At 71.8% G+C, this 21,863-nt stretch carries 16 protein-coding genes; 4 read left to right on the plus strand and 12 right to left on the minus strand.

Going from position 1 to position 21,863, the window contains the following annotated elements; all coding sequences use genetic code 11:
- Positions 1 to 153: 153 nt before the first annotated feature.
- Entirely contained in the window at positions 154 to 351 is a 198-nt protein-coding gene (locus OG456_RS11200) for a hypothetical protein (RefSeq protein WP_266559781.1), read from the minus strand.
- A 216-nt stretch (positions 352 to 567) separates the two neighbouring features.
- Positions 568 to 1,173 (minus strand): hypothetical protein, encoded by a 606-nt coding sequence (locus OG456_RS11205; protein ID WP_266559783.1) that lies wholly within the window; start codon positions 1,171 to 1,173, stop codon positions 568 to 570.
- Between the two features lie 140 nt (positions 1,174 to 1,313).
- Here OG456_RS11205 and OG456_RS11210 point away from each other — a divergent pair, with 140 nt between their 5' ends.
- From OG456_RS11210 to OG456_RS11220, 3 genes are read left to right on the plus strand one after another with little or no spacing between them, the layout of a single operon-like run.
- Positions 1,314 to 3,743 carry an FHA domain-containing protein gene (locus OG456_RS11210; RefSeq protein ID WP_266559785.1) on the plus strand — a complete coding sequence of 810 codons (2,430 nt, stop codon included), beginning with the start codon at positions 1,314 to 1,316 and terminating at the stop codon, positions 3,741 to 3,743.
- Between the two features lie 13 nt (positions 3,744 to 3,756).
- Positions 3,757 to 4,467 carry a hypothetical protein gene (locus OG456_RS11215; protein ID WP_266559787.1) on the plus strand — a complete coding sequence of 237 codons (711 nt, stop codon included), beginning with the start codon at positions 3,757 to 3,759 and terminating at the stop codon, positions 4,465 to 4,467.
- Positions 4,467 to 5,468 carry a serine/threonine-protein kinase gene (locus OG456_RS11220; RefSeq protein ID WP_266559789.1) on the plus strand — a complete coding sequence of 334 codons (1,002 nt, stop codon included), beginning with the start codon at positions 4,467 to 4,469 and terminating at the stop codon, positions 5,466 to 5,468. The genes OG456_RS11215 and OG456_RS11220 overlap by 1 nt, the downstream gene beginning before the upstream one ends.
- An 88-nt stretch (positions 5,469 to 5,556) precedes the next feature.
- Here OG456_RS11220 and OG456_RS11225 read toward each other — a convergent pair whose 3' ends face one another.
- Positions 5,557 to 6,852 (minus strand): streptophobe family protein, encoded by a 1,296-nt coding sequence (locus OG456_RS11225; protein ID WP_266559791.1) that lies wholly within the window; start codon positions 6,850 to 6,852, stop codon positions 5,557 to 5,559.
- A 530-nt stretch (positions 6,853 to 7,382) separates the two neighbouring features.
- Between OG456_RS11225 and OG456_RS11230 the strand changes: the two genes are divergently transcribed.
- Positions 7,383 to 8,342: a DUF6777 domain-containing protein gene (locus tag OG456_RS11230; RefSeq protein ID WP_266559793.1), complete on the plus strand. Its 960-nt coding sequence runs from the start codon at positions 7,383 to 7,385 to the stop codon at positions 8,340 to 8,342.
- A gap of 72 nt (positions 8,343 to 8,414) precedes the next feature.
- Here the strand turns inward: OG456_RS11230 and OG456_RS11235 are convergent, their stop codons facing one another.
- The 9 genes from OG456_RS11235 to ligA form a co-directional block, all read right to left on the minus strand.
- The gene (locus tag OG456_RS11235) at positions 8,415 to 8,963 is read right to left on the minus strand and encodes a GNAT family N-acetyltransferase (protein ID WP_266559795.1); all 549 of its coding nucleotides are present in this window, start codon (positions 8,961 to 8,963) and stop codon (positions 8,415 to 8,417) included.
- The gene (locus OG456_RS11240) at positions 8,941 to 11,214 is read right to left on the minus strand and encodes an MMPL family transporter (protein ID WP_266559797.1); all 2,274 of its coding nucleotides are present in this window, start codon (positions 11,212 to 11,214) and stop codon (positions 8,941 to 8,943) included. The genes OG456_RS11235 and OG456_RS11240 overlap by 23 nt, the downstream gene beginning before the upstream one ends.
- Positions 11,215 to 11,396: 182 nt before the next feature.
- The gene (locus OG456_RS11245) at positions 11,397 to 12,650 is read right to left on the minus strand and encodes an SLC13 family permease (RefSeq protein ID WP_266559799.1); all 1,254 of its coding nucleotides are present in this window, start codon (positions 12,648 to 12,650) and stop codon (positions 11,397 to 11,399) included.
- 129 nt (positions 12,651 to 12,779) lie between these two features.
- Positions 12,780 to 14,291, minus strand: a complete 1,512-nt coding sequence (gatB, locus tag OG456_RS11250) for an Asp-tRNA(Asn)/Glu-tRNA(Gln) amidotransferase subunit GatB (RefSeq protein ID WP_266559801.1) — start codon at positions 14,289 to 14,291, stop codon at positions 12,780 to 12,782.
- 16 nt (positions 14,292 to 14,307) lie between these two features.
- The gene (locus tag OG456_RS11255) at positions 14,308 to 14,541 is read right to left on the minus strand and encodes a hypothetical protein (protein ID WP_266569148.1); all 234 of its coding nucleotides are present in this window, start codon (positions 14,539 to 14,541) and stop codon (positions 14,308 to 14,310) included.
- Between the two features lie 5 nt (positions 14,542 to 14,546).
- Positions 14,547 to 16,052: an Asp-tRNA(Asn)/Glu-tRNA(Gln) amidotransferase subunit GatA gene (gene gatA / locus OG456_RS11260; RefSeq protein ID WP_206302172.1), complete on the minus strand. Its 1,506-nt coding sequence runs from the start codon at positions 16,050 to 16,052 to the stop codon at positions 14,547 to 14,549.
- Positions 16,052 to 16,348 carry an Asp-tRNA(Asn)/Glu-tRNA(Gln) amidotransferase subunit GatC gene (gene gatC, locus OG456_RS11265; RefSeq protein ID WP_016642027.1) on the minus strand — a complete coding sequence of 99 codons (297 nt, stop codon included), beginning with the start codon at positions 16,346 to 16,348 and terminating at the stop codon, positions 16,052 to 16,054. The genes gatA and gatC overlap by 1 nt, the downstream gene beginning before the upstream one ends.
- Positions 16,349 to 16,644: 296 nt before the next feature.
- Positions 16,645 to 18,699, minus strand: coding sequence for a bifunctional diguanylate cyclase/phosphodiesterase (locus OG456_RS11270; RefSeq protein ID WP_266569149.1), 2,055 nt, complete (start codon positions 18,697 to 18,699; stop codon positions 16,645 to 16,647).
- Between the two features lie 953 nt (positions 18,700 to 19,652).
- Complete coding sequence (gene ligA / locus OG456_RS11275; protein ID WP_266559803.1) at positions 19,653 to 21,860, minus strand: NAD-dependent DNA ligase LigA; 2,208 nt, start codon at positions 21,858 to 21,860, stop codon at positions 19,653 to 19,655.
- Positions 21,861 to 21,863: the final 3 nt, after the last annotated feature.

Here is a 21,863-nt window from a genome sequence, read left to right on the forward strand (position 1 = left end):
AGGGGTCCGACGCAGCGGCACCCGTTATCGCCGAGGGCGGAGTCGGGCGCGGGTCAGTGACCTCGATATGCCTGTCGGCTGCGTTGAAGTCGGGGCTGAAGGTGAAAGGGAGGACCACACCCGTGTGGCCCTCCCCCTGCTCTGCCTTCATCGTCAGGCCGCACGCGCGAAACGCGAGCGGCGTGAGCGCGGACTGTTCACCCGGCCCTCCGCGTCCTGGCCGGCAGAGGCGGCGCGGCGCTCCGCGCGCCGGCTGCGCCGGGCTTCACGGGCCTCGCGGACCAGGCGGCTGTGCTCGGCCTGGCGGACCAGTTCGGCGGCGCGGACCTGGTGGATCTCGTACTCGTACATCTGGTGCTCCCTGGTGGCGAGTGGGTTTCGGCTTCGCTTTCTGCGATGCCTCAACACTCGTCTCCCAGGGGGGTCCGCCACATCGGGAGAGTGCCGCATGTTCCGGGTACGGGGTGCCTTAGACGTACCTCAGAGGACCTCAGAGGACCTCAGACCGGCCTGAGGCACCCTCGACCCGGTCTGAGGCCCCCCGACGCACGCCTCAGGAAGCAGGAGTCAGGAAGAGGTCGAGGGAAGCGCCATGAGGATGTCGGTGTACTTCGCCACGGCGAGAAGCAGACCGAGGATGCCGAGGGAGACACCCGCCCAGGCGACCGACTTGATCCACACGGCCTGCGGCCTGCCCGGGGCGCCGAACGCGGGCCTGGCCAGGACGACCGCGCCGACGATCAGCGCGAGGAGCGCGAAGATACCGCCGACCAGGGCGGTGGCGTGCCACGAGTCGCCGTAGACCTCGGAGACCTGCTTGGCGACGCTCGCGCCCTGCGAGGTCTGGAGCTGGCCGATCAGGGACTCGCGGGCCGAGGCGACGGTCGCGACCCAGCTGCCGCTGAGCGCGACGACACCGAGTGCGGCGGAGACGACGGCGCCGGCGCCCTGCCCCGCACCGGAGGAGTCCTCCACGGGCGCGCCGCTCGCGAACGGCTCGTCGTCGAAGTCCGTGTCCGCGCCCTCGGGGGCGTCTGCGGCCTCGGCGGCGTCGGTGCCTTCGGCCTCCTTGGTGGCCTCGATGACCTCAGAACTCTCGGCGGCAACCTCAGCGGCCTCGGCGGTGGTGGACTCGGGGGTCTCGGTCGTCTCGTCATCAGTCTTCGTAACCATGCCCCGCACCGTACGGACGGAGTCTGAGAGCTCTCTTAACGAGCTGAGTCCGGGCTGAGACCGGCCTGTGCCGGGCCTGTGTGCGGACGGGGCACTCGCCCGATCGGGCGCATACCAGCACACGTCGATAGAATTCGGGCATGGCAGAGCGGCCCGTCGCGCCCACTGCGCCCGAGCTTGTGCTCGAAACCGATGCCGGACCCACGGTGATGAGCCCGAGCAGGGTCTACCACGTCGGTCGCGACCCCCTGAGTGACATCGTCATCGACGACGCCCGTGTCTCATGGCACCACGCGGTGCTCCGGCCCGTCGCCGACCACTGGTCTCTGGAGGACGAGGACAGTACGAACGGCACGTACACCGGGGGCCGGCGCATCCACGAGTCCGGGGTGGGACCGGGGACGGTCATCAGGTTCGGCCACCCCGCGGACGGGCCGCGCGCGGTACTGGTCGGCCATGAGCCACCACCGCCCGAGCCCGTGACGGATCACCTGGCGGATCAAGTACCGGACCGCATTCCTGATCACGTACTCGCCCAGGTGTCAGCGACACCCCGCGCCCCCGAACGGCCCTCCTCCGTGTCCATGCCCGGCGCGACCGGCACGTTCCGGCAGCCGACGACCGTGCGGCCGCTGCCCGCCCGCACCGTGCACATCGGCCGCAGCGCCGACAACGACCTCGTGGTCGACGACCTGATCGTCTCCCGCCGCCACGCGGAGCTGCGGGCTCAGCCCGACGGCACGTTCGAGATCGTCGACCTCGGCTCGCACAACGGCACCTACCTCAACGGCACACCGGTCTCCCGCGCCCGGGTCTCGCCCGGAGACATCGTGGGTATCGGCCACTCCGCGTTCTGTCTGGTCGGCGACACGCTGCAGGAGTTCGTCGACACCGGCGAGGTCTCGCTCGACGTCCAGGGCCTGGCGGTGACCGTGGACCGGGGCCGCAAGACGCTCCTCGATCACGTCTCGTTCCCGGTCGGCGAGAAGTGCCTGCTCGCCGTCGTGGGTCCGAGCGGCGCGGGCAAGTCCACGCTGCTCAACGCCCTGACCGGGCTGCGCCCCGCCGACCGGGGCACGGTCCTGTACGACGGCCGAGACCTGTACCGCGACTATGCCGAACTGCGCCAGCGCATCGGGCTCGTGCCGCAGGACGACATCCTGCACTCCCAGCTGACCGTGCACCGGGCCCTCGGCTACGCGGCCGAACTCCGCTTCCCGCAGGACACCGAGAAGTCGGAACGGCGCGACCGCGTCGACGAGGTCGTCCGCGAGCTGGGTCTCGAACAGCGGGCAACGCAGCCGATCCACAGCCTCTCCGGCGGCCAGCGCAAGCGCGTCAGCGTCGCCCTCGAACTGCTCACGAAGCCGTCGCTGCTCTTCCTCGACGAGCCGACGTCCGGGCTCGACCCGGGCATGGACCGCTCGGTGATGCACATGCTGCGCGGCCTCGCCGACGACGGGCGGACCGTCATCGTCGTCACGCACAGCGTCCTCAGCCTGGAGGTGTGCGACCGGCTGCTGGTCCTCGCCCCCGGAGGGAAGATCGCGTTCTACGGCCCGCCGGGGGACGCGCTCGGGTTCTTCGGCTTCGAGGAGTGGCCGGAGGCGTTCGAGGCCTTCGAGAACGACCGCGACCGCGGCTGGGCGGAGGACTACAACACGTCCCTGTTCCACCGTCAGTACATCGTGAACTCCACGGCGCAGCCCCGGCTGCCGACCACCCCCGCAAAGGAGGTGGCCCCGCCGCCGAGGACACGGAGCTGGGGCGCGCAGCTGCGGACGCTCGTGCGCCGGTACGCGGCCGCGCTGAGCGCCGACCGGACCTTCCTCGCCATCATGATCGCGCTGCCGTTCGTCATGGGTGCGATGGTGCGTGCGCTGGCCGGCAGCCGTCTCACCCAGGAAACGGCGATGAACGCGCTGCTCCTCCTGTGTGTGGGCGGTGTGCTCACGGGCGCCGCCAACGCCGTGCGCGAGCTGGTCAAAGAACGGGTGATCTACCAGCGGGAACGCGCGGTCGGGTTGTCCAGATCGGCGTATCTGATGTCCAAGGTCGTCGTCCTCGGCACCATCACGGTGCTTCAGGCCGTCGTGCTGACGCTCGTCGGACTCGTCGGTGTCGACCTCAACGCGCCAGGTGGCAAGGGGGTGTTGATGCCTCCGCTGGCGGAGATCACGCTGACCGTGGCACTCCTGTCGTTCACGGCGATGATGCTCGGGCTGCTCGTGTCCGCGCTGGTGCGCAAGGAGGAGGTCACCATGCCGCTCCTGGTGCTCCTGGCGATCATCCAGGTCGTGTTCTGCGGTGCGCTGCTCACACTGCACGGGGTCCCCGGAATCGAGCAGTTGTCGTGGCTGGTCCCGTCGCGGTGGGCGCTGGCCGCGATGGCGGGCACGGTCGGTCTGTCCCGGATCGTGCCGGGGAAGCTGACGAGCGACCCCCTGTTCGAGCACGCCACCGGGGTGTGGCTGCTCAACATGGGGATGCTGGTCGTGCTCTCGGCCGTCTTCGGATTCGCCGTCGCGCGCCTGCTGCGCCGGCACGAGCCCGCCATCATGCGGAAGTAGCGGAGAGGCGCCCATGGCGACACCGGAGTTCCGCCCCACCCATGTCGTGCCCCCGGACGGGATGCCCGCCTGGGAGGAGCCGGACGTGTCCCGGCCCACGCAGCCGCTCGACCCGCTGCTCCCCGTCGAACTGGTCGACCGGCGCGCGGACTGGGGCCGGATCGTGTGCGCCAACGGCTGGTCGGCGTGGGTCGACGGTCGCCTGCTCGTCGCCGTGCCGCGCGACCCGCCACAGGCCGGAAAGCCCATGGCCCGCACGGCGGACCCGCGCCCGCTGATGGCACGTGTCGAGGAGGCCGCGGGCCAGTACCGGCGGGCCGCACAGGAACTGGCCGAGGAGCGCATCGACGGGGAGACGTTCCAGCGCCGCACGCAGGGGCTGCGGGTGGGCATGGTCGTCGACGGCGAGGCGGTGTGGCTGTACGACGCCGAGCACGAGCGGTGGGTGTACTGCGACGGCACACAGCTGAGTACGTACGCGGCGGGGGCGGGACCGGGACGGCCGAGCGCGGCGCCGGCGGCGCCCGCGCCCACGCGGGCCGCGGACCCGCACACCGGCACGCCCGAGGACGCCGCCGAGGCACCCCCCGCCCCGAACCAGACCCCGGCCCCAGCCTCGAACCCCAACGCCCCCGAGCCCACACGCGTCGTCGACCCCGGGCAGATGACCGGCAACGACCCGGCCGAGCGCGAGCGCAGCACCCAGGCACCAGGTGACCGGTGATGACGGACGACGCGCAGTTGCCCGTCGGCCGTCCGTCCGATCTGCTCGGGCGACAGATCGCCGGGTACCGCGTGGAGAGCGAGATCGGCCGGGGCGGCATGGCGGTCGTCTACCGGGCCTTGGACCTGCGCCTCGACCGCACCGTCGCGCTCAAGCTGCTCGCCCCCGAACTCGTCCGTAACGACACCTTCCGTAAACGGTTCACGCACGAGTCGCGCGTCGCCGCCGCGATCGACCATCCGCACATCGTGCCGGTCTTCGAGGCCGGCGAGGCCGAGGGCATCCTCTACATCGCCATGCGCTTCGTCGCGGGCCAGGACCTGCGCGCGCTCATCGACCGCCAGGGTCCGCTGCCCGTGGGGACGGCGGTACGGATCGCCGCGCAGGTCGCGTCCGCGCTCGACGCCGCCCACGACCACGACCTGGTGCACCGGGACGTGAAGCCCGGCAACATCCTGGTCGCCGCGGGAACGGACAGCGACCACCCCGAGCACGTCTACCTCACCGACTTCGGCCTGACGAAGAAGTCGCTGTCGCTGACGGGGTTCACGTCCGTGGGCCAGTTCGTCGGCACGCTCGACTATGTGGCGCCCGAGCAGATCTCCGGCCGCCCGGTCGACGGCCGGTGCGACGTCTACAGCCTCGCCTGCGTCGTCCAGGAGACCCTGACCGGTCTGCCGCCGTTCCAGCGCGACGACGACATGGCGCTGCTGTGGGCCCACCAGTTCGACCCGCCGCCGCCCCTGACCGGGCTGCGCCCGGATCTCCCGGCGGCGATGAACGACGTACTCGCCAAGGCGCTGGCGAAGAGCCCGGACGACCGCTACGACTCGTGCCTCCAGTTGGTGGCGGCCCTGCGCGCGGCGGCCCGTGGCGGCGCCCGGGACAACCATCCCCCGACGCAGGTGAACGGCCGGATCAGTACGTGGTCCCCCACGGCCGAGCCCCCGCCCGCACCCCCACGATGGGCGCTGCCGGTCTTCACGGGCCTCGTGCGCTAGCCGCTCCCCTCCCTCAGCTCCGCCTCCCCGAGCTCCGGTCCGGTCAACTCCGGTCCGGTCAACTCCAGTCCGGTCAACTCCAGTCCGGTCAACCTCGGTCCGGCTTCGCCGTCTCCACCTCCCCGCGCCGGTGGCGCCGGGACGCGAGCAGGCCGCCGAGGAACCCGGTGACCAGGCCCCACAGGACCGCGAGGCCGAGGGCGCTCCACACTTTCGGGCGGAGCGACACCTCTCCGCCGAGCCCGCCGCCGATGTCGCCGATGCCGAGGAGCGACAGGCCGTAGTGCGCGGAGACGCGGGCGAGGAGGCAGATGGCGAGCACGGTCAGCGCGAGGGCCACCGCCATGTGGAGGGCGTGCTGCCAGGCCCGCATCCGGGCGGGTGAGCGCAGCGCCATGCCGAACGCGGCCGCCAGCGTCAGGATCGCGGCCACCGCGATCGACCACCAGATACGGCCGTCCTGCTCGGCGAGCGTGCTGACGTCGACGGTGGAGGTGTCGGGCGTGCGGAGCACGGCGTCGAGGATGTGCGGCATGGGCAGACCGAACGGACCGTCGACCTTGCCTTCCCAGGACGCGCCGAGGCCGATCGTGTAGACGAACCAGACGAGGTTGGGGAGGCCGAGGAGGATCACGGCGAACGTCTCGGACGCGTGGCCGCGCGTCGCGGCGACGACGAGACCGATGACGACGCCCAGCGCGACGTACACGAGCAGCAGCGCCACCATCGCGTACGCGGCCGGGCGCACCGACTCCTGGAAGCGGACGAGGCGGGCGGGGAGCGGGGCGCCGCGTGACACGAGGACGGCGAGGATCATGACGCCCGCGAGCCACAGCAGGCCGAAGAGCAGCGTGAGGGGCAGGTTCGTCCGGAATCCGACCTTGGGTGCGCCGTCCAGGACGCCCTCGATGATGCCGCCGGTCGGGTCCGTGACGGGGATGTCGAAGTCCTGCCTGGCCAGGAGCGAGAGGACGACGAGCGCCACCACCCACGGCACGGCCACCCGCCCGGCCCAGCCGAGGAGTTCGCCGCCGCTCGCGATGGCCCGGTGGCGCAGGGGCCGCAGGAAGCCCGCGGCGATCACCAGTGCTCCGGCGAGGGTGACGGAGAGGGGCAGGACCGAGATGTCGGCGTGGGGCTGGGCGAGTTCTCCGGCGTTTCCGGCCAGTTCGACGGAGCCGCCGGCCGCCATCACCACGACGGCGGCGACCACTCGGGGGAAGGAGCCCCCGGGAAGCCCGACCGCGCCCGCGGCCCACAGACCGAGAGCGGCCGTGACCACCATGGCCACGAGCCCGGCGAGCACGACCACGAGGGCCGCGGCCCAGCCGTGTTTCGCGCTGCGCCTGGTGCCGGTGCGGCCGTCGGATGCCTGTTCACTCACGGGGCCACGCTAGGCAGGCGCCGGGCGGCCCGCCCCTCGGGAGGGCCGACCGCGTCGCGTCGCGGGCCGTACGAGTTCGGCTTGCGGGCCGTACGAGTACGGAGCACACAATGTGGAGGTAACGGGATATAGGGGACTGGTTGCCGGACCGCGAGGCGGGCCTCCCCCGTCCCGCCCCTCCATGCCTCCTACGGTGAGAAGAAGCGCCCGTGAGTGACCGACCGACGGAGCCCGGCCGCCCCACCGGCCCCCCATCCGGCCCACTCTCGGGCCCGACCCAGCCCGCGTCCGTACCCCCGCCGCCGCCCGGGCACCCCTCAGGACCACCGTCCGGCGATGGCTCCGGCCCGGGCCCCGGTTCAGGCTCCGGCAGTACGGGCGGCGGCCCCGGCGGCACGCCACCCCCGGGCGACATCCCACCCCCCGGGGGCACGCCACCGCCGGGCGGCACGCCACCGCCGGGCGGCACGCCGCCCCCGGACGGCCCGCACCCCGATCGCCCCTGGTGGCGGTTCACTCCCAAGAAGCTCGTGGCGGTCGGCGTCCTGGTCGTCGCCGCGGTCGTCCTCACCGTCGTCCTCACCAGCTCCGGGGGCGGGGGTGGAGGCGGCGGCGGAACCGCGGCCGGCGACGAACTCTTCCTCCAGAGCGCCGACTCGTCCGGCCCCGACCCGTACACCGAGTCGAGCACCAGGAAGGGCGCCACCGCGACGACGCCGACCGCGCTGCCGAGCGCCTCGGGGACCGGCCCGTCGGAGAGCGCGAACATCGTCCGGGGCGTCGAGGGCTCCGCTCCCGGTCTGTACGGCGGCACCCGCAACGTCTCCAGCTGCGACGTGGAGAAGCAGATCCGCACGCTGGGCGCGCAGCCGGACAAGAACAAGGCGTTCGCCTCCGTCCTCGGCCTCGACCCGTCCGGCGTCCCCGCCTATCTGCGGTCGCTGACGCCGGTCCAGCTCCGCCTCGACAACCGGGTCACGAACCACGGCTTCCGCGACGGCGCGGCGACGGCCTTCCAGTCCGTGCTCCAGTCCGGCACGGCCGTGCTCGTGAACGACCGCGGGGAGCCGCGCGTGCGGTGCTCGTGCGGGAACCCGCTGCTCGCGCCGGTGCCTCTGCAGGGGGCGGTGAAGCGTCAGGGCAAGGCCTGGTCGGGGTACAAGTCGTCGAACGCGGTGGTCGTGTCGCCGGCTCCGCAGCCGGTGAACAGGTTCGTGATGTACGACCCGGAGACCGAGGGCTGGTTCACCCGGACCGCGGGGACCACGGGCGGCAGCGACCGGAAGACCACGCCGCGCACGCCGCCCGGGGTCTCCCCCTCGAACGCCTCGACAGCCCCGTCGTCCGAGACGTCACACTCGTCTCCGCCGTCCCAGTCACCCGAGTCGTCGCAGCCGCCGTCGTCCGAGGCACCCGGAGCGTCGTCGGCCCCGCCGTCGAGCGCGGAGTCCCCCGCCCCCGAGTCACCCGCCTCACAACCGGCGAGCTAGTTTTTTCTAGGGCCTTTCGTCTGGATCATGCCGGGCCCAAGAGGTCACGGACATCCGGAACGGCCCGGCGGATCAACGCGCGCGCCACTCCGGCGCGAGCACCGACCACACCTCAAGATCCTGCTTGACGCCCTTTTGCGTGCTTGCCTCGCGCAGAACGCCCTCCCGCTTCATGCCGAGCCGCCGCGCCACGTTCAGGCTGGGCCCGTTCTCGGAGGAGGCGACCCACTCCACGCGGTGGATGCCGCGTTCGAGGACCGCCCAGTCGATCAGGACGCGCGCGCCGCGCGTGACGAGGCCGCGTCCGGCCGCGGCGGGCTCGAGCCAGCAGCCGATCTCGCAGTTGCCGCCCTCCGCGTCGAAGATCCGGAAGAGCAGGCCGCCGACGAGCGTCCCGTCCAGCCAGATCCCGTGCAGGCTTCCGCTGTCGGCGGCGCGCTTGTCGGCGTAGGACCTGAGCAGGTCACGGGCCGAGGTGACGTCCTTGATGTTCGAACCGAACGAGATGTGCTGCCCGATGAACTCGCGGCCGCGCTCCAGATGGGCGAGGAACTGCTCGGCGTGCCACGTCTCAAGGGGTCGCAGTTCCGCGCCGTCGTCACCCAGGGAGATCGTGTACATCGCGCTTCCGCTCCTCGGCTTCGGCCTTCACCAGTGTGTCCAGCAGAGCGCCGTCCGCGGCCGGGTGCTGTCCAGGAATACTCGCATGCGGCTCGCGGCACTCGGACGGCTCGATGCTGATGCGGGGCAGTCGGCGGTCGAGCCACTTCGGCAGCCACCAGTTGGCGCCGCCGAGCATGTGCATGAGGGCGGGCACCAGGAGCGTGCGCAGGACGAACGCGTCGAGGGCGACGGCGGCGGCCAGGGCGATGCCGAACATCGCGATGACGCGGTCACCGCTGAGGACGAAGGCCAGGAAGACCGAAATCATGATCACGGCCGCGGAGTTGATGACGCGGCTGGTCTCGGCGAGCCCGACGCGGACGGCCCGCCGGTTGTCGCCGGTCTCCAGCCACTCCTCGTACATGCGGCTGACCAGGAACACCTGGTAGTCCATCGAGAGCCCGAACAGGACCGACACCATGATCACGGGGAGGAACGGCTCGATCGGGCCCGCTCTGCCGAGGCCGAGCATCTCGCTGCCCCAGCCCCACTGGAAGATCGCGACGACGACACCGAAGGCGGAGGCGACGGCCGCGACGTTCATCGCGGCGGCCTTGAGCGGGATGCCGATCGAGCGGAAGGCGAGGAGCAGCAGGACGCAGCCGAGTCCGATGACGACGCCCACGAAGAGCGGCAGTTTGCCGATGATGACGTCGGCGAAGTCATCGTAGCTGGCGGTGACGCCGCCCAGCTGCACATCGAGGGACGTGCCCTTCTCGGCCGCGGGGATGACATCGGTGCGCAGCCGGTCGACGAGCTCGCTGGTCCTCTGGGACTGGGGCGCGGACTTCGGCACGACGGTCAGGAAGGCGGCGGTGCCGCTGTCGTTGTACGTCGCCGGGGTCACGGAGGAGACGCCCTCGGCCGAGCCGATCATGGACTCCAGGCGGCTCACGGCCACCTGGTCGCCGGCGCCGTCTATGGGGGTGACGAGGGTCAGCGGCCCGTTCACGCCGGGCCCGAATCCGTCGGCGAGAAGGTCGTAGGCCTGCCTGGTCGTGGACGACGACGCGTTGTTGCCCTGGTCGGACGTGCCCAGGTGCAGGAAGAAGGTGGGCACCGAGAGCACCGCGATCACGCCGAGGGCGAGCCCGCCGAGGAGCCGGGGGTGGCGCTCCACGAAGACGGCCCAGCGGGCGGCGAGCCCGGTCGGCAGCTCGGGCTCGGGCCCGTGAGCGGCGAGTCTGCGCCGCTGGCGCCTGCTGAGCGCGCGCATGCCGATGAACGACAGGAGCGCGGGCAGCAGTGTGACGGACGCGGCGACGGTGAGGAGCACGGTCAGGGAGGCGGCGATCGCGACGCCGTTGAGGAAGCTGAGGCGCAGGATCAGCATGCCGAGGAGCGCGATGCAGACGGTGGCGCCGGCGAAGACGACCGCGCGTCCGGTGGTGGCGACGGCGCGCTCCGCCGCCTCGTTCACGGGCAGGCCCTGTTTCAGGCCGCGCCGGTGCCGGGTCACGATGAAGAGCGCGTAGTCGATGCCGACGCCGAGGCCGACGAGCATGCCGAGCATCGGGGCGAAGTCGGCGACGGTCATCACATGGCCCAGGAGCACGATGCCGGAGGCGGCGGTGCCCACGCTGACCAGGGCCGTGGCGATCGGCAGGGCGCTGGCCGCGAGGGAGCCGAAGGCGAGCAGCAGGACGACGGCGGCGACGACGACGCCGACGATCTCGGCGACATGTCCCTGGGCGGACTCGGTCAGGGCGACGGCGCTGCCGCCGAGTTCGACCCGCAGTCCGTCGGGGGCGTTGTTCTCGGCGGCCTTGGCGGTGTCGACGAGACGTTGCGCGTCCGCTTTTGCGATGTCGCCGGACTGCTTGTCGAAGGTGACCGTGGCGTAGGCGGTGCGACCGTCGGCGCTTATCCGGCCGGTGCTCTGCTGCTCGTAGGGGCCGGTGACCGCGGCGATGCCGGGCAGGTGCTCGATCCTGTCGAGCGTGCGGGTCATGCGCTCTTTCACGTCGGCGGCGCGGACCATGCTGCCGTCCGTGTGCCAGACGACGGTGTCGCTGTCGCCGCCGAGGCCGGGGAAGCCGTCGTTGAGGAGCTGGGTGGCGCGTCCCGACTCGGTGCCCGGTGCCTCGTAGTCGTTCGAGTAGGAGGTGCCCGCGACGGCCGCTGCCGCGCTCGTGCCGCCGAGGGCGAGGAGCCACAGCAGGACGACTACGAGGCGGTGCCGTGCACACCATCGTGCGAGTGCTGCCACGGACGTGCTCCCAGGGTTTGTGGATCTTCACCGGGAACAGCCCGCAAAGACACATGAGCAATGGCAAGCCACTCTTACAGCAGGAAGTGATCCTTTGTCGCTTTCGTGGCCTTAGTCACAAGAGCGTACGGGAGTTCACGGTCACCTTCCGTCCGATGACACTGCTCGCCCTCTGTGACCCGTCAGCCGAGGAACTGAAGTCCCGCCCAGAGCGCCACCGTTGACACGACCAGCGTCGCCGGGACCGTGAGCACGCCGAGCCGTGTGAAGTCACCGAGCTCCGGATGCACGTCGTGGGCGTGGACGATACGGCGCCACAGGAGCGTGGCGAGCGAGCCCACATACGTGAGGTTGGGGCCGAGGTTGACGCCGACGAGGACGGCGAGGACCGGCCCCGGACCCGCGGGCGCCGCCACGGGGAGCAGCGCGAGAACGGCCGGAAGGTTGTTGATCAGGTTGGCGAGCAGGGCCGCGACCCCGGCGACGGCGAGCAGCGCGGGCAGCGACGAGCCCTCGGGCAGCAGCCGGTCGATGCCGTCCCCGAGGCCGTTGTCGACGACCGCCTTGACCACGATCCCGAGCGCGAGGACGAAGAGGCAGAAGTACGGGTGCGCCGACTTCACCAGCGCGAGCGGCGTCGTGCGCCGCTGCCCGAGCGCCCGCGCCGCGAGGACGAGCGTGCCGACGATCGCCGCCCACAGCGGGTCGATCCCGGCGAACGAGGTGACCACGAAGCCCACGAGCGTCAGGGCGAGGACGGTGAGGGTGAACACCGGCAGGCCGGGCGGCTCCTCGGCGTCCGGCTCGTGGGCGGGCGCCGCCAGGTCGTCGGCGAAGTACCGCCGGAACACCACGTACTCGACGGCGATCGCGCCCAGCCAGGGCAGGGCCATGAGCCCCGCGAACCGCGCGAAGGTGAGGCCGCTCGCGGTGAAGGCGAGCAGATTGGTGAGGTTCGACACCGGCAGCAGCAGCGAGGCGGAGTTGGCGAGGTGGGCGCTCGCGTAGACGTGCGGGCGCGGCCTCGCGCCGATCCGGCGGGCGGTGGCGAGGACGACCGGCGTGAGCAGCACGACCGTGGCGTCCAGGCTCAGTACGGCCGTGATCACGGCCGCCGCGGCGAAGACCCCGCCGAGCATGCGGCGCGGACTGCCCTTGCAGGCTCGCGCGATGGCGTCGCCCGCGGCCTTGAACAGGCCCTCGTCGGCGCAGAGCTGAGCGAGCACCAGGACGGCGGCGAGGAACCCGACGACCGGGAGCAGGTCCCGCGTCTCGGCCCACGCGTGCGCGGGCGACACGGCGCCGACGGCCACGACGATCGCCGCGGCGGGCACAGCGATGACGGCCTCCGGCAGCTGCCGGGGACGGACCACGGCGAAGCCGAGGATGAGCAGGAGAAGGGTGACGGAGAGGAGTTCGGCGGGAATGGTGCTCAACGTGCGACTCCAGAATTCGTACTCCCCCTGCCCCCTTCCGAAGTCCTGGCGCTCCGCCCCGGACCCCGGTCCTCAATCGCCGGACGGGCTGGAACTGCGAGCCCGTCCGGCGATTGAGGACACACAACCTCAGCCCTCGGAGACGCCCAGCTTCTCCAGGATCAGCTCCTTGACGCGCGCCGCGTCGGCCTGACCCCGGGTCGCCTTCATGACAGCACCCACGAGCGCGCCGACGGCGGCGACCTTGCCGCCACGGATCTTGTCGGCGATCCCGGCGTTGCCCGCGATGGCCTCGTCGACGGCCGCGCCGAGCGCGCCCTCGTCCGAGACGACCTTCAGGCCGCGCTTCTCGACGACCGTGTCCGGGTCGCCCTCGCCCGCGAGGACAGCCTCGATGACCTGTCGCGCCAGCTTGTCGTTGAGGTCACCGGCGGAGACGAGCGCCGCCACCCGGGCCACCTGGGCCGGGGTGATGGGCAGCTCGTCGAGCGCGGTGCCCGACTCGTTGGCGTTACGGGCGAGCTCGCCCATCCACCACTTGCGGGCCGAGACGGAGTCCGCGCCGGCCTCGATCGTGGCGACGATCGGGTCGACCGCGCCCGCGTTGAGGATCGACTGCATGTCGTGCTCGGAGACGCCCCACTCCTCGCGCAGCCGGTTGCGGCGCACGCGCGGCATCTCGGGCAGCTCCGAGCGCAGCTCCTCCACCCAGGCGCGAGCGGGCGCCACCGGCACCAGGTCCGGCTCGGGGAAGTAGCGGTAGTCCTCGGCGTTGTCCTTGATGCGGCCCGACGTGGTGGAGCCGTCCTCCTCGTGGAAGTGACGGGTCTCCTGCACGATCGTGCCGCCGGACGACAGCACAGCGGCGTGGCGCTGGATCTCGTAACGGGCGGCGCGCTCGACGGAACGCAGCGAGTTGACGTTCTTCGTCTCCGAGCGGGTGCCGAGGGGCGCCTCGGGGCCGGTACGCAGCGACAGGTTCACGTCGCAGCGCATCTGGCCCTTGTCCATGCGGGCCTCGGAGACGTCGAGCGCCTTGATGACCTCGCGCAGCTCGGCGACGTACGCCTTCGCGACCTCCGGCGCACGCTCCCCGGCGCCCTCGATCGGCTTGGTGACGATCTCGATGAGGGGGATGCCGGCGCGGTTGTAGTCGAGCAGGGAGTGCGAGGCGCCGTGGATACGGCCCGTCGCGCCACCGACGTGCAGCGACTTGCCGGTGTCCTCCTCCATGTGGGCGCGCTCGATCTCCACGCGGAAGATCTCGCCGTCCTCCAGCTGTACGTCGAGGTAGCCGTTGAAGGCGATGGGCTCGTCGTACTGGGAGGTCTGGAAGTTCTTCGGCATGTCCGGATAGAAGTAGTTCTTCCGGGCGAAGCGGCACCAGTCGGCGATCTCGCAGTTGAGCGCGAGGCCGATCTTGACGGCCGACTCGATGCCGATCTCGTTGACCACGGGCAGGGCGCCGGGCAGGCCGAGACAGGTGGGGCAGGTCTGCGAGTTGGGCTGGGCGCCCAGCTCGGTGGAGCACCCGCAGAACATCTTGGTCTTCGTACCCAGCTCGACATGGACCTCGAGGCCCATGACGGGGTCGTACGCCGCGAGTGCCGCGTCGTACGACATCAGTTCAGTGACGGTCACGGTGAGACTTTCCCTCTCAGCCCAGCAGGACGTCGTCGTCGCCCAGGCGCTTCAGCTCCCGGTAGAGGATCGCCAGGCCGGTAACGATGGCGGCGGCGGACACCGCGGCGTCGATGAGCCGCAGGGTGTCGTGATCGTTGCGGGCCATCTTCGCCTGCTTCGCGACACTGATCGCGCCGAATGCGGTGGTCGCGATCGATACGTATGCGCCGGTCTTGGACTTCTTGAAGTTCTTGGCCTTCTTTGCCATGGCACTCACAGCGACGGAGCCTCCTCGAGCAGCGGGTGCCCCCACTTTTCCACGAAGGCGGCCTCGACGGCAGCGCCGACCTTGTACAGACGGTCGTCCTTCATGGCGGGGGCGATGATCTGCAGCCCGACCGGAAGGCCGTCCTCCGGCGCGAGGCCGCACGGCAGGGACATGGCGGCGTTGCCCGCCATGTTGGTCGGGATCGTGCACACGTCGGCCAGGTACATCGCCATCGGGTCGTCGGCGCGCTCGCCGATCGGGAAGGCGGTGGTGGGCGTCGTCGGCGAGACGATCACGTCGACCTGCTCGAAGGCCCGCTCGAACTCCTGGGTGATCAGGGTGCGGACCTTCTGGGCGCTGCCGTAGTACGCGTCGTAGTAGCCGGAGCTGAGCGCGTACGTGCCGAGGATGACGCGGCGCTTGACCTCGTCGCCGAAGCCGGCCTCACGGGTGAGGGCGGTGACGTCCTCGGCCGACTTCGTGCCGTCGTCGCCGACCCGCAGGCCGTAGCGCATGGCGTCGAAGCGGGCCAGGTTGGACGAGCACTCGGACGGCGCGATCAGGTAGTACGCCGACAGGGCCAGGTCGAAGGTCGGGCAGTCCAGCTCGACGATCTCGGCGCCGAGCGACTTGAGCAGCTCGACCGACTCGTTGAAGCGCTGGACGACGCCGGCCTGGTAGCCCTCGCCGGAGAACTGCTTGACGACGCCGACGCGCATGCCCTGGACCGAGCCGTTGCGCGCCGCCTCGACGACCGGCGGGACCGGCGCGTCGATGGACGTCGAGTCGAGCGGGTCGTGGCCGGCGATGACCTCGTGCAGGAGCGCCGCGTCCAGGACCGTACGGGCGCAGGGGCCGCCCTGGTCGAGGGAGCTGGAGAACGCCACCATGCCGTAGCGCGAGACGCCGCCGTAGGTCGGCTTGACGCCGACGGTGCCGGTGACGGCCGCGGGCTGGCGGATCGAACCGCCGGTGTCCGTGCCGATGGCGAGCGGGGCCTCGTAGGCGGCGAGGGCCGCGGAGGAACCGCCGCCGGAGCCGCCGGGGATGCGGGTGAGGTCCCACGGGTTGCCGGTCGGGCCGTAGGCGCTGTTCTCGGTGGAGGACCCCATGGCGAACTCGTCCATGTTGGTCTTGCCGAGGATGACGACGTCGGCGTCCTTGAGCTTGCGCGTCAGGGTGGCGTCGTACGGCGGGATCCAGCCTTCGAGGATCTTCGAACCGACCGTGGTCGGGATGCCCTCGGTGGTGAAGATGTCCTTCAGCGCGAGCGGTACGCCGGCCAGCGGGCCGAGCTTCTCGCCCGCGGCGCGCTTGGCGTCGACGGCGCGGGCCTGCGCGAGCGCGCCCTCACGGTCGACGTGCAGGAAGGCGTGCACCTTCTCGTCGACGGCCTCGATCCGGGCCAGATGGGCCTCGGTGACCTCGACGGCCGTGAGCTCGCCGGCGGCGATCTTCGAGGCGATCTCGGCGGCGGTGAGCTTGATGATGTTGCTGTCCGTCATGGTGATTAGTCCTCCCCCAGGATCTGCGGCACCTTGAAACGCTGCTGTTCCTGGGCCGGGGCGCCGGAGAGCGCCTGCTCGGGGGTGAGCGACGGACGAACCTCGTCCGCCCGCATGACGTTCGTCAGCGGGAGCGGGTGAGAGGTCGGCGGTACGTCTTGGTCGGCGACCTCCGAGACGCGGGCGACCGCGCCGATGATGTCGTCGAGCTGTCCGGCGAAGTGGTCGAGCTCTTCGTCCTTCAGCTCCAGACGCGCCAGCCGTGCGAGGTGTGCGACCTCCTCGCGCGTGATGCCAGGCATGCAGCGATCCTCTGGGGTGAGTGAGTGTGGTGTGGGCCGGGGCCAGTCGTCCCCTTCCCGTCGTCCGCCCGAAGGGCGGGTCGTGCGTCGGTCCGGTGCGTGCGATCGCAGGGCGCCGGAGCGTCCTCGTGGCGGACCACGTGGACGATTCGGCGACGCGGCGAGCGTGCGTGCCGGGCGTCGCGCGACAGACGGGAATGGGACGACTGACCCCAATCCTATGGGGCGCGGTGCCGTGCCTGTTAAACGGTTTCCCGTTCGGAGGTCCGCGACGGCCCCGGTCACCCCTGTATGGCTCAGTTGACCGTCTGTCCCGACGACTGGTCCTCGGCCTCGGCGGCGAGGACGGAGGGCCGCTGCCATCCGCGGGAGCCGCGGGCCCGCAGCCACGCCGTCGTCTCGTCCGGCGGCATCGCGGCGGCGACCAGCCAGCCCTGGACGGCGTCGCACCCGAGGTCGCGCAGGCGCTCCCAGGTCTCGTCGTCCTCGACGCCCTCGGCGACGACGAGCAGGCCGAGCGAGTGCGCCAGGTCGACGGTGCAGCGGACGATCTCCGCGTCCTCGTTGTCCACAGCCAGGCGGGCCACGAACGAGCGGTCGATCTTCAGCTCACTGACCGGGAGGCGGCGCAGGTGGACGAGGGAGGAGTAGCCGGTGCCGAAGTCGTCGAGGGACATCTTCACGCCGTGCCCGGTGAGCCCGGCGAGCGTGTCGGCGGCGCGCTGGGGGTCCTCCAGCAGGACGTGCTCGGTTATCTCCAGCTGGAGGGCGCCCGGGGGGACGCCGTGCCGGGCGAGCCGCGCGGCGACGGCGCCGGCGAATCCCGGGGTGTGCACGTCCCTCGGCGACACGTTCACCGCGACCGGCACGCGCAGGCCCTGCGCCCGCCAGCGGGCAACCTGCGCGAGCGCCGTCTCCAGGACGTACTCGGTCAGATGGGGCATGAGTCCGGACGACTCGGCGATGGCGATGAACTCGTCCGGCGGGACCTTCCCCCGCTCGGGGTGCACCCAGCGCACCAGCGCCTCGAGTCCCGCGACCTGTCCGTCGAAGCGGACCTTGGGCTGGTAGTGCAGCTCCACGTCGCCCGCGTCGAGCGCGCGCCGCAGGTCGCCGAGCAGGCCGAGGCGGTCGGGGGTGTTGGAGTCCCGCTTCGACTCGTAGACCTCCACGCCCGTACGGTCGCGCTTCGCCTGGTACATGGCGACGTCGGCGCGGCGCAGGAGCCCTTCGGCGTCGAGCGCGTGGTCGGGGAAGACGGCGAGTCCGGCGCTGGCCTCCAGGACCAGGGTGAGTCCGTCCAGGTCGAGCGGGGAGCCTAGGGCGGCGACCAGGGTGCGCGCCACTCGGGTGGCGGAGGTCGTGGAGTCGGCCACGGGCAGCAGGACGGCGAACTCGTCGCCGCCGAGGCGTGCGGCCTCCGCCCCGCGGGGCAGGGCCATCCGGAGCCGGTCGGCTATCTGGAGCAGGAGCCGGTCCCCCGCCAGGTGGCCGAGGGTGTCGTTGACCGACCGGAAGCGGTCCAGGTCGATCAGCATGAGGGCGCTGCGCGCGCCGATCCGCTCGGCGTCGTCGAGCGCGGTCCAGGTCCGCTCCAGGAGCCACTGCCGGTTGGGCAGCCCGGTGAGCGGGTCGCGCAGCTGCTCCTCGGCGCGGGCCCGGGCGATCCACAGCGTCGAGTCGAGCGCGATGAGCGGGACGGCGAACAGCGGCAGCAGCACGGGCAGCGCGATCGCGACCACGCAGATCAGCGGGGCGATGCCGAGCAGCGCGACGCCGACCAGGCCCTGCCGGAGGAGGGCCGTGCGGGCGACGGTGGGCAGGCCGGAGGTGCGCGGCGCATGGACGTACCAGAGCAGGCTGCGGGTGACCGTGAGGTAGGCGGCCGCGACGAGCGCCACCTCGGGGGCGTTGAGGACCGTCCAGGTCTCCGGCTTCCACGGGGACTCCACGGACGGGACCTGGCCGAACACGGCGAGCACGAGGCCGCCCGCGCCGATGCCGATGATGTCGACCGCGCCGTGCAGGACGCCCTGGCGCCAGCGGTGCCGGCGGGCGATGCCGACGAGGACGACGACGGTGAGGCTGACCATGCCGGCGGGCACCCAGCCGTAGAGCAGCAGGACCGCGAGCGTTAAGGCCGCGCCCGAGCCGGTGCCGCCCCACCAGCGGTCGCGGCCGAGCGCGACGAGGTGGCCGACGATGATGCCGGTCAGTAGGGCCAGGGACCAGCCGGCCGCGCCGGACGGGAAGAGCGCATGGCTGCCGGTGAAGGCGCGGTAGAAGCCGGTGCCGAGGACGGCGGAGGCGAGGGCGACGATCGCGAGGGGCAGCACGGGAAGCGCGCGCAGCCAGGAGCGCTCCCTGCCGTCCCCCTCCTCGCCGAAGGACTCGCCGAACGCCCCGCCGAAGGTCCCGTACGCGCGCGGCCAGCCGCCCGCGTCTCCCGCTTCGGCGCCCGTCCACCCGGAACCACCGTCAGCGGCGGCCCCGGTCCACCCGGTCCCGCCGCTCACCGCCGCTCCGGAGCCGGTACCGCCGATGGCACCGATGCCCGCTCCGCCGTTCGAACCCGGGGCGGGCCAACCGGGCGCCGCCGCACCGGATCCGGGGACGCCGTAGGCGCCGATCCCGGCTCCGCCGTTCGAACCGGACGCGGGCCAGCCGGGTGCGGGCGCCGCGGATCCGGCCGATACGCCGGCGGAGCCGCTCCGTCCGCTCTCGCCCCGCGCACCGGAGCCCGCGCGACGGCGCGGACGCCCTGCGCCGCGGATCCCGAACGCTGCGCGCCACGCACCGCGCCTGCTCACCGAACCACCGTGCTCGCTCCCGCCGGGACCGTCGTCCGCGGAGCGCGCTGCCGGGGCGGCGTCGACCGCGCGACGCCCGTCCCCCTGGTCCGTCTCACCGGGCTCGTCCTTCTCGCCGGTCTCGTCCTGTCCCGGCACGCTGCGCGCGGCCGGCGCCGGGCTCTCGGCGCCTCGCCACACGCGCCAACGCGTGCGCAGCCGTGAGTCCGGAGCGGCGCTCTCGGTCGGTTCCATTCCCGTCCCTCTCACAGCCGGCGGTGCCCACGCCACGCGATCCGCCGCGGACGACTTCCGTCAGCGGTACCGCGTCCTCGTTCACTGCCCCGTGCCCGTCGTGGGCAGGGGATGCCCCATCCGCAGCCGGGCACGGCAGGCGCACCCCTCAACAGTAGGCCGCAGAAGGCTTCCAGGGGCAGCGGTCGCCCACGGTTGCCCGAATGCGCCCTGGCCACCCGTATGCATCTGGTATGCGCTGAACGGGTGGCCTTCAACCGCTACTCCTCGGTCGGAAGCGCCGCGTCCGCCGCCGCGTCCGGCCCCTGTTCGAGCAGGACGGCGAACCCGTCCTCGTTCAGAACCGGAACCTTCAGCTGCATCGCCTTGTCGTACTTGGAGCCCGGATTGTCCCCCACTACGACGAAGGAGGTCTTCTTGGAAACGGAGCCCGTCACCTTGGCCCCTCTGCTCTGCAGGGCCTCTTTCGCGCCATCTCGGGTGTGGTGCTCGAGGGTGCCGGTGACGACGACCGTGAGGCCTTCGAGGGGACGCGGACCCTGGTCCTCACCCGCGCCCTCCTCCTCCATCCGCACCCCGGCGGCCCGCCACTTGCGCAGGATCTCGCGGTGCCAGTCCTCCGCGAACCACTGCTTGAGCGAGGCAGCGATGATCGGCCCGACGCCGTCGGTGGCGGCGAGCTCCTCCTCGGTGGCCTGCTCGATGCGGTCGATGGAGCGGAACTCGCGGGCCAGCGCCTCGGCGGCGACGGGCCCCACATGGCGCACGGACAGGCCGGTGATGACGCGGGCTAGCGGCCGCTCCTTCGCCGCCGCGATGTTCTCCAGCATGGACAGGGCGTTCTTGCGGGGCTCGCCCTGCTGGTTGGCGAAGACCGTGGCGACCTTCTCCTCGCCGGTCTTCGGGTCCCGCTTGGGCAGGCCGCTGTCCTGATCGAGGACGTACGCCCGGATCGGCAGCAGCTGCTCGATGGTGAGGTCGAACAGGTCGCCCTCGTCGGCGAGCGCCGGCTCGGCCGGCTCCAGGGGCTTGGTGAGGGCGGCGGCCGCCACGTAACCGAAGTTCTCGATGTCGAGGGACTTGCGGCCCCCGAGGTAGAAGAGGCGCTCGCGCAACTGGGCAGGACAGGACCGGGCGTTCGGGCAGCGGAGGTCGATGTCGCCCTCCTTCATGGGCCGCAGCGGGGTGCCGCACTCGGGGCACTGGGCGGGCATCACGAACTCCCGCTCGCTGCCGTCGCGCAGGTCGGCGACCGGGCCGAGGATCTCCGGGATGACGTCGCCCGCCTTGCGCAGGACGACGGTGTCCCCGATGAGGACGCCCTTCTTCTTGACGACGTCCTGGTTGTGCAGGGTCGCGAACTCGACCTCGGAGCCGGCCACGGTGACCGGCTCGACCTGCGCGTACGGCGTGACGCGGCCGGTGCGGCCGACGCCCACGCGGATGTTGACCAGCTTGGTGTTGACCTCCTCCGGCGGGTACTTCCAGGCGATGGCCCAGCGCGGGGCGCGCGACGTGGAGCCGAGGCGGCCCTGGAGGGGGATCTCGTCGAGCTTGACGACGGCGCCGTCGATCTCGTGCTCGACGATCGAGTGGCGGTTCTCCCCGAAGTGGGCGATGAACTCCCGTACGTCCTCGATGCTGTCGACCACCCTGTTGTGCCGGGCGGTGGGCAGGCCCCATTCGTGCAGCAGCTCGTAGGCCTGGGAGAGGCGGTCGATGTCGAAGCCCTCGCGGGCGCCGATGCCGTGCACGACCATGTGGAGCGGGCGGGTCGCGGTGACGCGGGGGTCCTTCTGGCGCAGTGAACCCGCCGCCGCGTTGCGCGGGTTGGCGAAGGGCTTGTCGCCGGCCTCGACCAGGCGCGCGTTGAGCTCCTCGAACCCCGCCATGGGGAAGAAGACCTCGCCGCGGATCTCGACGAGTGCGGGGACGCGGTCACCCTTGAGGCGGTGGGGGATCTCCGCGATCGTGCGCACGTTGGGAGTGATGTCCTCACCGGTGCGGCCGTCTCCGCGGGTGGCGGCGCGGGTGAGCCTGCCGTCCTCGTACGTGAGGTTGACCGCGAGGCCGTCGATCTTGAGTTCGCACAGGAAGTGGTAGTCGGGCGTGCCGACGTCCCGGGCGATGCGGTCGGCCCAGGCGGCCAACTCGGCGTCGTCGAAGGCGTTGTCGAGGGAGAGCATGCGCTCGCGGTGCTCGACGGCCGTGAACGTCGTGGACACCGGCTCGTACGAACCGGCGACCTTCTGCGTCGGCGAGTCGGGCGTGCGCAGCTCGGGGTACTGCTCCTCCAGCGCCTCCAGGGAGCGCAGGAGCTTGTCGAACTCGCCGTCGCTGACGACCGGCTGGTCCTTCACGTAGTACCTGAAGCGGTGCTCCTCGATCTGCTCGGCGAGCTGCGCGTGCTGCTCCCGTGCCGTCGCGGGCACCTCTGCGGGCTGTGCGTGCTGCTGTTCGCCGGCCACCGT

The organism is Streptomyces sp. NBC_01446 (genome assembly GCF_026340095.1).
Taxonomy (GTDB): domain Bacteria; phylum Actinomycetota; class Actinomycetes; order Streptomycetales; family Streptomycetaceae; genus Streptomyces; species Streptomyces aureus.